Source organism: Frigoribacterium sp. MEB024 (assembly GCF_000878135.1).
Taxonomy (GTDB): Bacteria; Actinomycetota; Actinomycetes; order Actinomycetales; family Microbacteriaceae; genus Frigoribacterium.
The window spans coordinates 1-12,308 of the sequence record NZ_JXQZ01000013.1; the positions used below are offsets into that span (position 1 = coordinate 1).

The 12,308-nt window shown below is 73.8% G+C and carries 12 protein-coding genes and 1 pseudogene; 9 read left to right on the forward strand and 4 right to left on the reverse strand.

The window, feature by feature from the left end; translation table 11 throughout:
• Positions 1-619, reverse strand: a pseudogene (locus tag SZ60_RS17050) (hypothetical protein); the annotation flags it as partial.
• Positions 620-794: 175 nt separating this feature from the next.
• Here SZ60_RS17050 and SZ60_RS03010 point away from each other — a divergent pair.
• Positions 795-1,634: a hypothetical protein gene (locus SZ60_RS03010; protein ID WP_043593558.1), complete on the forward strand. Its 840-nt coding sequence runs from the start codon at positions 795-797 to the stop codon at positions 1,632-1,634.
• Positions 1,635-1,737: 103 nt separating this feature from the next.
• Positions 1,738-2,772: a YdcF family protein gene (locus tag SZ60_RS03015; RefSeq protein WP_043593560.1), complete on the forward strand. Its 1,035-nt coding sequence runs from the start codon at positions 1,738-1,740 to the stop codon at positions 2,770-2,772.
• Positions 2,773-2,795: 23 nt separating this feature from the next.
• Here SZ60_RS03015 and SZ60_RS03020 read toward each other — a convergent pair whose 3' ends face one another.
• Together SZ60_RS03020 and SZ60_RS03025 are read right to left on the reverse strand one after the other, a co-directional pair.
• Positions 2,796-4,178 carry an MFS transporter gene (locus SZ60_RS03020; protein WP_082059819.1) on the reverse strand — a complete coding sequence of 461 codons (1,383 nt, stop codon included), beginning with the start codon at positions 4,176-4,178 and terminating at the stop codon, positions 2,796-2,798.
• Complete coding sequence (locus tag SZ60_RS03025; RefSeq protein ID WP_043593561.1) at positions 4,175-4,636, reverse strand: MarR family winged helix-turn-helix transcriptional regulator; 462 nt, start codon at positions 4,634-4,636, stop codon at positions 4,175-4,177. The genes SZ60_RS03020 and SZ60_RS03025 overlap by 4 nt, the downstream gene beginning before the upstream one ends.
• Before the next feature lie 75 nt (positions 4,637-4,711).
• On the opposite strand from SZ60_RS03025, the gene SZ60_RS03030 reads away from it, so the two are divergent.
• Together SZ60_RS03030 and SZ60_RS03035 are read left to right on the forward strand one after the other, a co-directional pair.
• Positions 4,712-5,938 (forward strand): multidrug effflux MFS transporter, encoded by a 1,227-nt coding sequence (locus tag SZ60_RS03030; RefSeq protein WP_043593563.1) that lies wholly within the window; start codon positions 4,712-4,714, stop codon positions 5,936-5,938.
• A gap of 147 nt (positions 5,939-6,085) precedes the next feature.
• On the forward strand, positions 6,086-6,505 hold the full coding sequence (locus tag SZ60_RS03035) for a VOC family protein (protein ID WP_043593564.1): 420 nt from the start codon (positions 6,086-6,088) through the stop codon (positions 6,503-6,505).
• A gap of 59 nt (positions 6,506-6,564) precedes the next feature.
• On the opposite strand, the gene SZ60_RS03040 is transcribed toward SZ60_RS03035, so the two are convergent.
• Complete coding sequence (locus SZ60_RS03040; protein ID WP_043593566.1) at positions 6,565-7,269, reverse strand: HAD family hydrolase; 705 nt, start codon at positions 7,267-7,269, stop codon at positions 6,565-6,567.
• Positions 7,270-7,440: 171 nt separating this feature from the next.
• On the opposite strand from SZ60_RS03040, the gene SZ60_RS03045 reads away from it, so the two are divergent.
• The 5 genes from SZ60_RS03045 to SZ60_RS03070 all read left to right on the forward strand — a co-directional run bounded on the left by SZ60_RS03045 (position 7,441) and on the right by SZ60_RS03070 (position 12,306).
• On the forward strand, positions 7,441-8,193 hold the full coding sequence (locus SZ60_RS03045) for an SDR family NAD(P)-dependent oxidoreductase (RefSeq protein WP_043593568.1): 753 nt from the start codon (positions 7,441-7,443) through the stop codon (positions 8,191-8,193).
• 133 nt (positions 8,194-8,326) lie between these two features.
• The gene (locus SZ60_RS03050; protein WP_043593570.1) at positions 8,327-9,004 is read left to right on the forward strand and encodes a response regulator transcription factor; all 678 of its coding nucleotides are present in this window, start codon (positions 8,327-8,329) and stop codon (positions 9,002-9,004) included.
• Positions 8,997-10,574 (forward strand): ATP-binding protein, encoded by a 1,578-nt coding sequence (locus SZ60_RS03055; protein ID WP_052505114.1) that lies wholly within the window; start codon positions 8,997-8,999, stop codon positions 10,572-10,574. Before SZ60_RS03050 ends, SZ60_RS03055 begins: the two co-directional genes overlap by 8 nt.
• 161 nt (positions 10,575-10,735) lie before the next feature.
• Positions 10,736-11,386, forward strand: a complete 651-nt coding sequence (locus SZ60_RS16265) for a PepSY domain-containing protein (RefSeq protein WP_052505115.1) — start codon at positions 10,736-10,738, stop codon at positions 11,384-11,386.
• Positions 11,387-11,430: 44 nt separating this feature from the next.
• Positions 11,431-12,306 (forward strand): alpha/beta fold hydrolase, encoded by an 876-nt coding sequence (locus tag SZ60_RS03070; RefSeq protein WP_043593572.1) that lies wholly within the window; start codon positions 11,431-11,433, stop codon positions 12,304-12,306.
• Positions 12,307-12,308 lie beyond the last annotated feature (2 nt).

Here is a 12,308-nt window from a genome sequence, read left to right on the forward strand (position 1 = left end):
GGGCCAGGGCGTCGCCGGCGGCGCGCGTGGCGGCCGCGACGTGGGCGGCGGCGGACGCGAGGACGGGACGCAGGCGCTCGGCGAGGGTCGGGCCCGCGGTCACCGGCTCGGGGGACGGCTCGGGCGCGGCCAGGGGAGCGGACGCGGTCTCGACGGGCGTGCTCGGGGCGGAGGCGACCGCCGGGGTCGGTGCGGCGGCGACCACGGGGGCGGACGCGAGCGCGGCGGCGGACACCGGTCGTCCTGCGGGCAGGACCCGCGCCTCCTGAGCCGTCGAGCGGGCGGTGATCCTTGCCGTCCCACGGGCGGCCTCGTGCTCGAGACCGCGGTCGGGCTCGTCGCGCGGCAGGGCGCCGAGCACCCGGTCGGGCTCGTCGCGCGGCAGGGCGCCGAGCACCCGGTCGGTCAGCCCGACGAGCGCGATCGCGACGCCGCCCACGGCGAGGGCGGCGCCCAGCAGCCAGATCGCGATGGTGACGAAGTCGAGGTCGCCGATCGGTAGGAAGCCGCCGGCGAAGAGGCCCACGCTCGCGAGGCGGAAGGTGGCGGCCATGACGAGCGCGGCACCCGAGACGAGCATCGCGAGAGCGACCCAGCCCGTGACTGCTGCCTTGCCCATGCGACACCTCCTGTCCGTGGGGCGCACGCCGCGAGTCGGGCCCGCGCGGACGTCCCCTGCGAATGTAACCCCGACGGGGGCTCGACCGTAACCCGTGGGGGTGGACGCGCCGTTCCCGGGCGATGCTCGGCTTCTGCGGGGGCTTCTCGGATGCGGGGCCGGGAGGATCGGGGGCATGGCCAACTTCGACCGTCTCCTGGGTGCCGCCGCGCGTGCGCTCGGCAACTCCTCTTCTTCCTCGACCGGGCGCGGTGGTGCGTCCGGCGGTTCCACCGACTGGCGCGACATGGTGCGCAAGGTCTCCGACAAGGTCACCGGCGACGACCGTCAGACCGTGCAGTCGCAGCAGGGCGGGCAGCAGCCGCAGCGTGGCGGGTACGGCGCACCTCAGCAGGGCGTCGGTCGTCCGGCGGCCCCGCAGGGCTCCGCCGCCGATCGTGCGGCCCTCGCCAAGTACGACTACCTGCTGCAGACCGCCCCGCCGCAGCAGCTCGAACAGGTGCACCGCGACGCGTTCGAGCGGCTCACCCCCGAGCAGCGCCAGCAGGTGCTCGCCCGCCTGAGCGCCGAGGTGCCCCAGGGCGAACGTCCCGCCTCGAGCTCCCCCGCCGACCTCGCCCGGGCGGCGACGCGCGGCGAGACCGCGCACCCCGGGCTGATGAAGCGCGTGCTCGGCAGCACGGGTGGCAAGGTCGCGGCGGGTGCCGCGGTCGGCGCCGGAGTGGCCGGGGTCGCGGGCCTCGCGGTCGCCGTCGCCGGTGCGGCCGCCGTCAGCAGCGTCGCCCTGCCCCTGCTGTCCGACGCCGTGACGTCGGGCATCGACTTCGACCAGCTGACCAACGGCTTCGGCTTCGAGGGGCTCGACGGTCTGACCGCAGGCGGCGAGGAGTACCTCGGCGGCCTGGGCGAGCAGGTCGGCGGCCTCGGCGACCAGGTGGGCGGGCTGGGCGACCGGCTCGGCAACCTCGGCGAGGGGTTCCAGATCCCCGGCCTCGGCAACCTCTTCGACCGCTGACCGCGCGAGTCGCGTCCTGAGACCCCAGGATCTCGCCGAGACCCTTCCGCGCGCGCGGGGGTCCGAGCGACTTCCTGGGGCCTCACGCCGGTAGCCTCGGGGAATGACCGCGATCTCGGTCGGCATCGCCGCCGTCTTCCTCCTGCTCTTCGCCGTGTCGCGTCGACGGGACGCCCGGAGGTTCCGCAACGGGGTCTTCCTGTTGATGGCCGGGGGGTTCGGGGTCGTCGCCGCCGCGAACGTCCTCGTCGCCGCGTTCCCGCCGCTCGTCTTCGTGTTCCTCGTCGCCGTGGCGCTCGTGCCCCTGCTCGTCCTCGCGCTCGCCGTCTTCGCGATCGCGAACGGCGTCACCATGCTGCGGTCCGAAGGGCGCAGCCTGGGCAACCTGCTGTCGTTGCTCGTCGGCATCGCCCTGATCGGCGTGCCGCTGCTCGTCGTAGTGATCGTCGAGGCCGGTCGCCGGTCGGACGTCGCGGCCCTCCAGGACGTCTCCGTGGGACTGGGCATCGTCGTGGTCTTCGTCACCGGCTACGCCGCGCTCACGTTCGCCGCGTTCACCCTGTGGTCACTCGTCTACGCCCGACCCCGGGTGCGCGAGCAGCCCGACGCCCTGATCGTGCTCGGCTCCGGTCTGATCCGTGGCGAGGTGCCGCCGTTGCTGCGCAGCCGACTCGACCGGGCGCTGGCGATCTACCGCGCGACTCCCGAGGGGGTGAGGCGGCCGGTGCTCGTGCCGTCGGGCGGTCAGGGGGCCGACGAACCGCGTCCCGAGGGTGAGGCCATGGCCGAGTACCTGATCGCCCAGGGTGCCGACCAGGCCGACGTGCTGCCCGAGACGGAGTCGCGCTCGACCCGCGAGAACCTCGTGTTGTCGGGTCGGGTGCTCGCCGACGCCGGTCGGACCGGGCCGACCCTCGTCGTGACGAACAACTACCACGTGCTGCGTGCCGCCCTGCTGGCACGGGACGCCGGCAGCAGCGCCGACGTGGTCGGGGCCCCCACCGCCGCGTACTACGTGCCGAGCGCCTTCCTGCGCGAGTGGGTGGCCGTCATGGTCGAGCACAAGCTGCTCAACGTGCTGCTGGTCGCGCCGTTCGTCGTGCTGCTGGCGTCCCTGCTGGTCTACGCGCGCCTCTGACCCGCCGGCGCCGCGCCTCCTGGTCAGGACGGTCGCGTCGCCGTGCCCTCGTCGACGGCCAACTCGGCCGCGGTCTCGTCGCGTGCCCGGGCCGCGGCCGCGTCGCCGTCGTGCTGCAGGCGGTAGTGGAACCGGCCCGCCCCGAGCACGGGCAGTGCTCCGGTGACGGGGTCGGGCTCGCCCCCGCGGACGCGGCGCACCCGAAGGTGTTGCCCGCGCACGAGCCACACGACGGCGACGCCGGCCGCCACGAAGCCCGACGCCGCGGCGACGCCGATGGCCCAGCGCGGTCCGGCGACGTTCGCGACCCAGCCGACCATCGGTGCGCCGAAGGGCGTGCCACCGGTGAAGACGGCCATGTAGAGCGCCATGACACGCCCTCGCATGCGGGGTGCCGTGGTCAGCTGCACGGTGGCGTTCGCCGTCGTCATCAGGGTGATCGAGGCGAGTCCGACGGTGACGAGCACGGCCGCGAAGCTCCAGTAGGTCGGCATGACGGCGGCGACCAGGCAGGTGACGCCGAAGGCCAGGGCCGCCGTGACGAGCACGCGCCAGCGAGGCTTCTCGCGGCGGGCCGAGAGCAGGGCGCCGACCAGCGACCCCACCGCGATCGCCGACGACAGCAGGCCGAACCCGCTCGCGTCGACACCGAACTCGACGCTGGCCATGGTCGAGGTGAAGATGGCGAAGTTGAGGCCGAAGGTGCCGATGACGAACACCATGACGAAGACGACGACGAGGTCGGGTCGCTCGCGCACGTACCGGAACCCCTCGCGGATCTGGCCCTTGGCCCGCGACACCGCCGGTTTCAGCTCGAGCTGCGCGACGCGGATGAACCGCAGCGACAGCAGCACGGCGGCGAACGAGCCGGCGTTGATCAGGAACACCCAGCCCGTGCCGATCGTCGCGATGAGCACGCCGGCGACGGCGGGGCCGATCAGGCGGGCGCCGTTGAACGAGGCCGAGTTCAGGCTGACGGCGTTCGTCAGGTGGCCGGGGGGCACGAGCTCGGACACGAAGCTCTGCCGCACCGGGGCGTCGATCGCGGCCGCGACGCCGAGCAACAGGGCGAAGAGGTAGACCATCCAGAGCTGCACGCTGTCGGTCAGCACGAGCACGCCCAGGCCGAGCCCGAGCAGGCCCATGCTCAGCTGCGTCACCATCAGCAGCCGCCGCCGGTCGAACCGGTCGGCGATCAGCCCGGTGATCGGCACCATCAGGATCGGCGGCGCGAACTGAAGCGCCATGGTGATGCCGAGCGCCGTGGCGTCGTTGTCGGTCAGGTCGGTGAGGACGAGCCAGTCCTGCGCCGTCCGTTGCATCCAGGTGCCGATGTTGGACACGAGCGCCCCGGCGAACCAGAGGCGGTAGTTGAACAGCGACAGGCTGCGGAACATGGCCGTCACGAGCGCGTCAGCTTCCGCAGGATCTCGGTGGCGTCGGCCAGGGTGCGACGCTCGTCGGGGGTCAGGGCCGAGAGGCGGGGCACGAGCCACTCGTCACGGCGTCGACGCGTCTCGAACACGAAGGCGGCACCGGCCTCGGTCGTCTCGAGCAGCACGCGGCGTTTGTCGTCGTCGTCGACCGTGCGACGCAGCAGCCCGGCGTCGACGAGCTTGCCGACGGTGCGGTTCATCGACGGGGGAGTGACGCCCTCGTGGGCGGTCAACGCCCCGATCGTCAACGGTTGGTTCTGCACGACGTAGCCGAGAGCGGCCATCTGGGCGTCCGTGACGTCGGCGTCGGCCTTCTGCTGGCGCAGTCGACGGGCGAGTCGCAGCACGGCCCCTCGGACGTCGGTCGCGAGGTGGGCGTGCGGCACGGCCCGGGTGGCGGAGGGGGCAGGAGGCGCGGAGTCGGTCATCGCCGGGCCACGATACTCGTTTAGTTCGGCTAAGTAAACGTCTGGCCCGGACGGCGTGCGCCTAGGCTCGGACCGATGAGCGACGACGACGTCCCGGCCGAGCCGAGCCGCCCCTCCTGGTTGACCGGGCGTGGGGCCGTGCTGACGGTGGCGCTCATCGTGGGCATCTCGCCGTTCGCGACCGACATGTACATCCCCGCGCTGCCGGCCATCGCGCGCGACCTCGGGGCGACGACGGCCGAGGTGCAGCTCAGCCTGACGGCGTTCCTCGTCGCGTTCGCGGTCGGCCAGATCGTGATCGGGCCGATCAGCGACGGTCGGGGCAGGAGGCGCATCCTGCTGGGCGGGACGGTCCTGTTCGCCCTCGCCTCGATCGCCTGCGCCGTGGCTCCCGACGCGGCCACCCTCGTCGTCGCACGCGTCGCGCAGGGCGTCGGCGGCGCGGCGGGCTCGGTGGCGGCACGGGCCATGGTGGGGGACTCGACGACGGGCCTCGTGCGCAGCAGGCTCTTCGCGACGCTCGCCGCGATCAACGCCGTCGGTCCGGTCGTCGCGCCGCTCGTGGGCGGCGTCGTGCTCTCGGTGTCGAGCTGGCGGGCGACGTTCGTCGTGCTGGCGGTGCTCGGCGCCGCGTTGACCTGGGCGGCCGCGCGGCGCCTGCCCGAGACGCTCGTCGATCCCGAGCCGGGTGCAGGTTCGCTGCTCGCGTCCCTGCGACGGATGGGCACGCTGCTCGCGATGCCGCGCTTCCGCTGGTACCTCGTGACGGGCTGCGCCGCGACGATCGGCTTCTTCTCGTACATCGCCACGTCGTCGTTCGTCTTCCAAGAGCAGTACGGCTTCGGCGAGGGCCTCTACACACTCGTCTTCGCCTCGAACGCGTCGTGCATGATCGCCTCGACCCTGGTGTTCCGCCGACTCGTCGGGCGCTTCGCCGAGGACCACCTCTTCACCGCCGGCCTCGTCACCTGCACCGTGGGCTCGGCCCTCGTGCTCGTCGGTGCGCTGACCGGCGTCGGCCCGGCACTGATCTGGCCCGCGCTCGCCCTCGTGACGGCGGGCTGGGGCTGGGTCATCCCTGGGTCGATCACGCTGACGCAGGCGCTCGGGCACCGCGCGCCCGGCACGGCCGCCGCGCTCGCGGGTGGGCTGCAGTTCGGGCTCGGCGGTGCCGCGACCCCGCTCGCGGGGGCACTCGGCGGCACGGCCGTGGTCATGGGCGCGCTGATGCTCGGGTTCATCGCCGCCGGTCTGGCCGTGCAGGTGTGGGCCTCGTCGCGACCCGGGACCCCGGCGACCTGACCCACGGGGCGTCGGGCGGCACCCACGCGACCCGACCTCGGCGACTCGGCCCGCGCCTCCTGCTGTCCATCCGGGGCTGGTGCGCCGGACCGGGCGGTGCCACCCTGGGCTCGACGCCGACCGGCGCCGTGACCCGAGGAGGACCCCGTGACCGTGCAGCTCACCCCGTACCTGGCGTTCCGCTCCGAGACGAGGGAGGCGTTCGACTTCTACGCCTCCGTCTTCGGCGGCAGCCCCACCTTCAGCACCTTCGGCGAGTTCGGGGTGGGCACCCCCGACGAGGCCGGGAAGGTCATGCACGCCCAGCTGAAGACGCCGTCGGGCCTGCTGCTGATGGGGGCGGACCGCCCCGACTCGTACCCGCTCGAGGAGGCGAGCAGCATGTCGCTCTCGCTCTTCGGCGGGCCCGACGACGCCGAGACGCTGACCGGATGGTTCGCCGCGCTCGCCGAGGGAGGCACCGTGCACGAGGCCCTGTCGCAGGCGCCGTGGGGCGACTCGTTCGGCATGCTGGACGACCGCTTCGGCCAGCACTGGATGGTCAACGTCGGCGGTGCCGCGGCCTGAGCCCGGGTCGCGCCGCCCGGACCCGGAGGCGCGGGGGTGGTCTCCGAGGATACCCCGCCTCAGTCGCGCCCGAGCCGACCGATCACGCTCTCGTCGAGCCGGGCGAGCAGGTCGGCCACGTCGTCGTAGACCTCCTCGGCCCCGGCCTCGACCAGCTCGGCCCGGGAGAAGCCGCCGCTCAGCACGCCGACGCAGGTCACGCCCGCCCGGTGCGCGGCCTCGACGTCCCACACGGCGTCGCCGACCATCACGGCGCGCTCGGCCGGCACGTCCGCCTTCTCGAGGGCGACCTCGACGATGCCGGGGTCGGGTTTGGCGGTCTCGACGTCCTCGCTCGACGTGACGGCCCACAGGGCGTCCTCGACGTCGAGCAGGCGGCGCAGCGCCTTCAGCTCGTCCTCGGGCGCACTCGTGGCGAGCACGACGCCGTGCCCCCGGCGCGCGAGCTCGGCGAGCAGGTCGGTCGCCCGCTCGAAGACGTGGAGGTCGCCCTCGTCGCCGAGGTGCTCGGCGTAGTGCCGCGAGTGCGCGTCCTTCGCGTCGTCGAGGAGGCGCGCGGCGGCGTCCTTCCCGACCAGCCCCTCGACCAGCAGGGCGGAGTCCTTGCCGATCGACCGGTGGATGCGCCAGCTGTCGACGGGGTGGCCGACGTCGGTGAAGGCCCGCGACCAGGCGTCGACGTGCGCGAAGTTCGAGTCCACCAGGGTGCCGTCGATGTCGAAGAGGACGGCGGTGGACGGAGAGGAGGACGTGGGGGAGGTCATCCCGCCACCCTGCCCCTGAACGAGCAGGGCTGCACGGACTGCACGAATTTCGCCGAGGGCAAAGCGACACCTGTTGTCCGAGTGTCGATGCGGGCGTATGTTCGCAGTCGGGCTCGTCGACGAGCCCGACCGGCCCGACGGTCGGCCCACGAACGGAGAGAGGCACACACCATGGCACGGTTCAGCGACAAGACGGCACTCGTCACCGGCGGAGGCAGCGGCATCGGCGCCGCGATCTCCCGGTCCCTGGCGGCCGAGGGCGCGTCGGTGGTCGTCACCGACATCAAGCTCGAGGCGGCGCAGGGCGTCGTGGACCAGATCGTCGCCGCCGGCGGCACGGCCGTGGCCTTCGAGCAGAACACCGCGAAGCCCGAGCAGTCCGAGGCGGCCGTCGAGTTCGCGAAGACCACCTACGGCGCCCTGCACCTCGCCGTGAACAACGCGGGCATCGGCGCCCCGGCCGCCGACATCGGCGAGTACGACATCGCCGCCTGGGACCGCGTCCGCTCGGTCGACCTCGACGGCGTCTTCTACGGCCTGCGCTACCAGCTGCCCGCCATGGTGGAGGCCGGCGGCGGCTCGATCGTCAACATGAGCTCGGTGCTCGGCTCGGTCGGCATCGCCCAGAACGCGGCCTACGTGGCCAGCAAGCACGCCCTGGTGGGCCTGACCAAGGTCGCGGCGCTCGAGTACTCGAAGCGTGGCGTCCGCACGAACGCGGTCGGCCCCGGCTTCATCGACACGCCCCTCGTGCGCGCCTCGCTCGAGGGCGACGCGCTCTCGTACCTCGAGTCGCAGCACGCCACCGGCCGCCTGGGCACCGACGCCGAGGTCTCGGCGCTCGTCCTGTTCCTGCTGAGCGACGAGGCGTCGTTCGTCACGGGCAGCTACCACCTCGTCGACGGCGGCTACTCGGCGCACTGACGACGGTGTCCCAGGAGGCGCGGTGCGGGGAGTCCTGCGCCGCGCCTCCTCGGCCGGTCCGCTTCAGCGCCGCTTCAGCGCGTTCCCGCCATGATGGGCACGACGCGCACCCGGCGCGACCGAGGGAGGCCCCGTGCGCGTGCTCGTCGTCGAGGACCAGGCGACCCTGGCCGAGGGGTTGCGGCTCGGGCTCGAGGCCGAGGGCATCGCGGTCGACGTCGCGGCGACCGGCACCGACGGGCTCTGGCGCACCCGCGAGGGCACGTACGACGTGGTCGTCCTCGACATCATGTTGCCCGGCATGAGCGGCTACGCCGTCTGCCGGGCCATGCGCGAGGGCGGCGACTGGACCCCCGTCATCGTGCTCACCGCCAAGGACGGCGAGTGGGACCAGGTCGAGGCCCTCGACACCGGCGCGGACGACTACCTCACCAAGCCGTTCTCGTTCGCCGTCCTGCTGGCCCGGTTGCGCGCCCTGGTCCGCCGTGGTGCCCGCGAACGGCCGGTCGTGCTCGAGGCCGGTGACCTGCGCGTCGACCCGGCCTCCCGCAGCGTCCACCGCGGCGACGTCGCGGTCGAGCTCACCAGCCGCGAGTTCGCGGTGCTCGAGTTCCTCATGCGCCACGCCGGCAGCGTCGTCACCAAGCGCGAGGTGCTCGACGGCGTGTGGAACGACGACTTCGAGGGCGACCCCAACATCGTCGAGGTCTACGTGCGCCACCTGCGCAACAAGGTCGACCGCCCGTTCGGGCGCGAGGCCATCGTCACGCTGCGCGGGGCGGGCTACCGTCTGGAGGCGCGGGGTGGCTGAGCGCGCCCCTCGCGTCCCGGTGCCCGGGCCCGGGCCCTCGGCCGGCACCGGGCCGGGTCGCCCCCGACGGGCCTCGCTGCGCTCCCGCATCACCGCGGCCGCCGTGCTCGCCGTCGCACTGACCCTCGGCGTGTTCACGCTCGTCTTCGCGCTCGTGCAACAGGCCGTGCTCGCCGACGGCCCGCGCCGGTCCGCCTCGGCCGACGTGGACCGCGCCGTGTCGGCCCTGGCGATCGGTTCGACGCCCGACGTGGCAGTCGCGGGCGAGGCGGAGGGAGCCCTCGTCGTCGTGACCGACTCCTCGGGCCGCGTGCTCGCCGCCGGGGGAGAAGACGACCTCGTCGAGTCCGCCTCGTCGCTCGCGGCGGCCGGGTCGGGTGACCGCGTGACGCTCGACGGCGACCGGTTCGTCGTCGAACGGGACGACGTCGGGGTCGAGACCACGCCGACGCCGACGCCGAGCGCGGAACCGACGCCGACCGCGTCCTCGCGGTCCGGCGACGACGACGATGACGACGCCGCGGAAGACGCCGACGACGTCGCCGACGACTCGACCCCGACGCCCGAGGCCACCCCCGAACCCGCCGAGACGGTGACGACCGAGTACGGCGTCGTGGCCGCGCGGTCCCTCGACGAGGCGAGCGCCGCCTCCTCGGCCAGCCTCGTGACGCTCGGCGTCGCGATCCCCGTGGCGCTGCTCGTGCTCGGCGTCACGACCTGGCTCGTGGTCGGCCGCGCACTGCGTCCGGTCGAGTCGATGCGACGCGAGGTCGACACGGTCACGGCGCAGAACCTGTCGCACAGGCTGCCCGACCCGGGCGGCAGCGACGAGATCGCCCGCCTCGCCCGCACGCTGAACGGCATGCTCGACCGACTCGACTCGTCGGCGACGGCCCAGCGGCGCTTCGTCGGCGACGCCTCGCACGAGCTCAAGACGCCGCTCGCCACGATCAGACAGCACGCCGAGGTCGCGCTGCTGCACCCCGGCAGCATCGACGGTGCGGCCCTGGCCGGCACCGTCCTCGGCGAGGAGGCGCGGCTGACGGCGCTCGTGCAGGGCCTGTTGGTCCTCGCCCGGGCGGACGAGGGCGCCCTCGGGGTGACGCGTCGCCCGGTCGACCTCGACGATCTCGTGGTCGCCGAGACCGCCCGTCTACGCGGTGTCGCGCGTCGCGATGCTCGGGGGTCGCTCACCGTCGACGCCACGGCCGTCGGCCCGGCCCGCGTGGACGGCGACGAGGGGCTGCTCGGCCAGGTCGTGCACAACCTCGTGGCGAACGCGGCCCGGCACGCCGACACCCGGGTCGCCGTCGCCCTCGACGAGCGCGACGGCCGCGCCGTGCTCACCGTCGACGACGACGGGGCCGGGGTCGCCGAGGCCGACCGAGAGCGGGTCTTCGAGCGGTTCGTCCGCCTGGACGAGGCCCGCGCCCGCGACTCGGGCGGCAGCGGGTTGGGGCTGGCGATCGTCCGCGAGATCGTCAGGGTGCACGGGGGCTCGGTCTCGATCACCACGTCGCCGCTCGGGGGTGCCCGTTTCGTGGTCGACCTCCCCGCCGGCCCCGCCTGACCCGAGGGCCACCCGCCCTGCCCCGGTGAGGCGACCCGCGCCTCCTGAACGGTTCTTCAGCGGACTTCAGCACGGCTTCAGTGCCCGCTCGCGAGAGTGGGGTCATCAGCTCGAGAGAGCGACAGACCGGCCGCCCGGCGGCCCCACGAACGGAGCGAACCATGTTGAAGAACACCCTCACCAAGAAGAAGTCCCTGCTGATCGCCGGCGGCATCGCCGGCGTCCTCGTGCTGGGCGGCGGCGGAGTGGCTCTCGCCTCGGGCCTCGACGACGGCGTGTCCACCCAGACCCGCGACCGGGCCCAGGAGGCGGCGCTCGCCGAGACCGGCGGCGGCACCGTGACCGAGGTGGACACCCTCGACGACGGACTCGTCGGTTACGAGGTCGAGGTCGTCCTGCCCGACGGGCGCGAGGCGACGGTGCTGCTCGACGGCGACCACGCCGTCACCTCGAGCCGCGTCGACGACGACTCGCGCGGGTCCGGCGCCACCCCGACGCCCGCCGGCGACGACCGCGACGACGACGACTCGCTCGGGGCGGACGCCACCCCGACGCCCGTCGCGGGTTCGGCGCGCGACGACTCGGTCGACGACTCGACCCGCGACGACGACCTGACCGGCGCCGACTACGACCGGGCCGCGGCCGCCGCCCTCGCCGCCGCCGGTGGGGGCACGGTGACCGACGCCGATCGCAGCGACGACGCCGGCGTGGCCTACGAGGTCGACGTGCGCCTCGACGACGGCACCGAGGTCGACGTCGACCTCGACCAGGCGTTCGGCGTCGTGCGCACCGACGTCGACGCCCGCCGCTGACGGGGGCAGGGCCGCAGCCGGGCCGGTGATGGGAGACTGGTCGCGTGCCCACCTTCTCCGCCGCCCGAGGCGACTACGAGTTCACCGACGCCCACGGCGTGACCGTGCACTACTACGTCTGGAAGGCCGCGACGCCCAAGGCCGTGGTGCAGATCGCGCACGGCCTCGGCGAGTACGCGCTGCGCTACGACGACCTCGCGCAGGACCTCGTGCGGGCCGGCTACACGGTCTACGCGAACGACCACCTCGGCCACGGCGAGACCGGCCTCGGCCAGTGGGACGGCGACCACACGAAGCTCGGCCGGCTCGGCCCGGCCGGGCTGCGCGGGGCGATGGAGGCGGTGGTCCGGTTGACGGGCATCGCGCGTTCCGAGAACCCCGGCTCGCCGCTCGTGCTGCTCGGGCACTCGTGGGGCTCGTTGATGGCCCAGAAGCTCGTCGACGAGGGCTCCGACCGGTTCGACGCCGTCGTGCTGAGCGGCACGGCCTACCGGATGCCCGGCAGCATGAACGCGGGCGACCTGAACGCCCGGCACGCCCACCTCGGCGACACCGGCTACGAGTGGCTCAGCCGCGACCAGGCCGTGGTCGACGCCATGGCGGCCGACCCCCTGTCGGTGCAGGCGACGGCCCGTCAGCTGTTCGGCACGGCCGACACGCTGCGGCTGATGGGTCGCCCGTCGACCCGGCTGGCGAGCGACCTGCCCGTGCTCGTGCTCGTCGGCGACGACGACCCGCTCGGCGGCGAGGCCAGCGCCCGCAAGCTCGCCGACGCGTACGTCAACCGCAGCCGGCTCAGCGACGTCGAGCTCGTGGTCTACCAGGGCGCGCGGCACGAGGTGTTCCGCGAGACCAACCGCGACGAGGTCGTGGCCGACCTGGTGCGTTGGCTCGACGACCGCGTGGGGCACCAGGCATAGGC

Bases quoted from the DNA above. Each gene is read 5' to 3' on its own strand.
- SZ60_RS03010 (WP_043593558.1), top strand. From the start codon at position 795: ATGGCCAACTTCGACCGTCTCCTGGGTGCCGCCGCGCGTGCGCTCGGC.
- SZ60_RS03015 (WP_043593560.1), top strand. From the start codon at position 1,738: ATGACCGCGATCTCGGTCGGCATCGCCGCCGTCTTCCTCCTGCTCTTC.
- SZ60_RS03025 (WP_043593561.1), bottom strand. From the start codon at position 4,636: ATGACCGACTCCGCGCCTCCTGCCCCCTCCGCCACCCGGGCCGTGCCG.
- SZ60_RS03030 (WP_043593563.1), top strand. From the start codon at position 4,712: ATGAGCGACGACGACGTCCCGGCCGAGCCGAGCCGCCCCTCCTGGTTG.
- SZ60_RS03040 (WP_043593566.1), bottom strand. From the start codon at position 7,269: ATGACCTCCCCCACGTCCTCCTCTCCGTCCACCGCCGTCCTCTTCGAC.
- SZ60_RS03045 (WP_043593568.1), top strand. From the start codon at position 7,441: ATGGCACGGTTCAGCGACAAGACGGCACTCGTCACCGGCGGAGGCAGC.
- SZ60_RS16265 (WP_052505115.1), top strand. From the start codon at position 10,736: ATGTTGAAGAACACCCTCACCAAGAAGAAGTCCCTGCTGATCGCCGGC.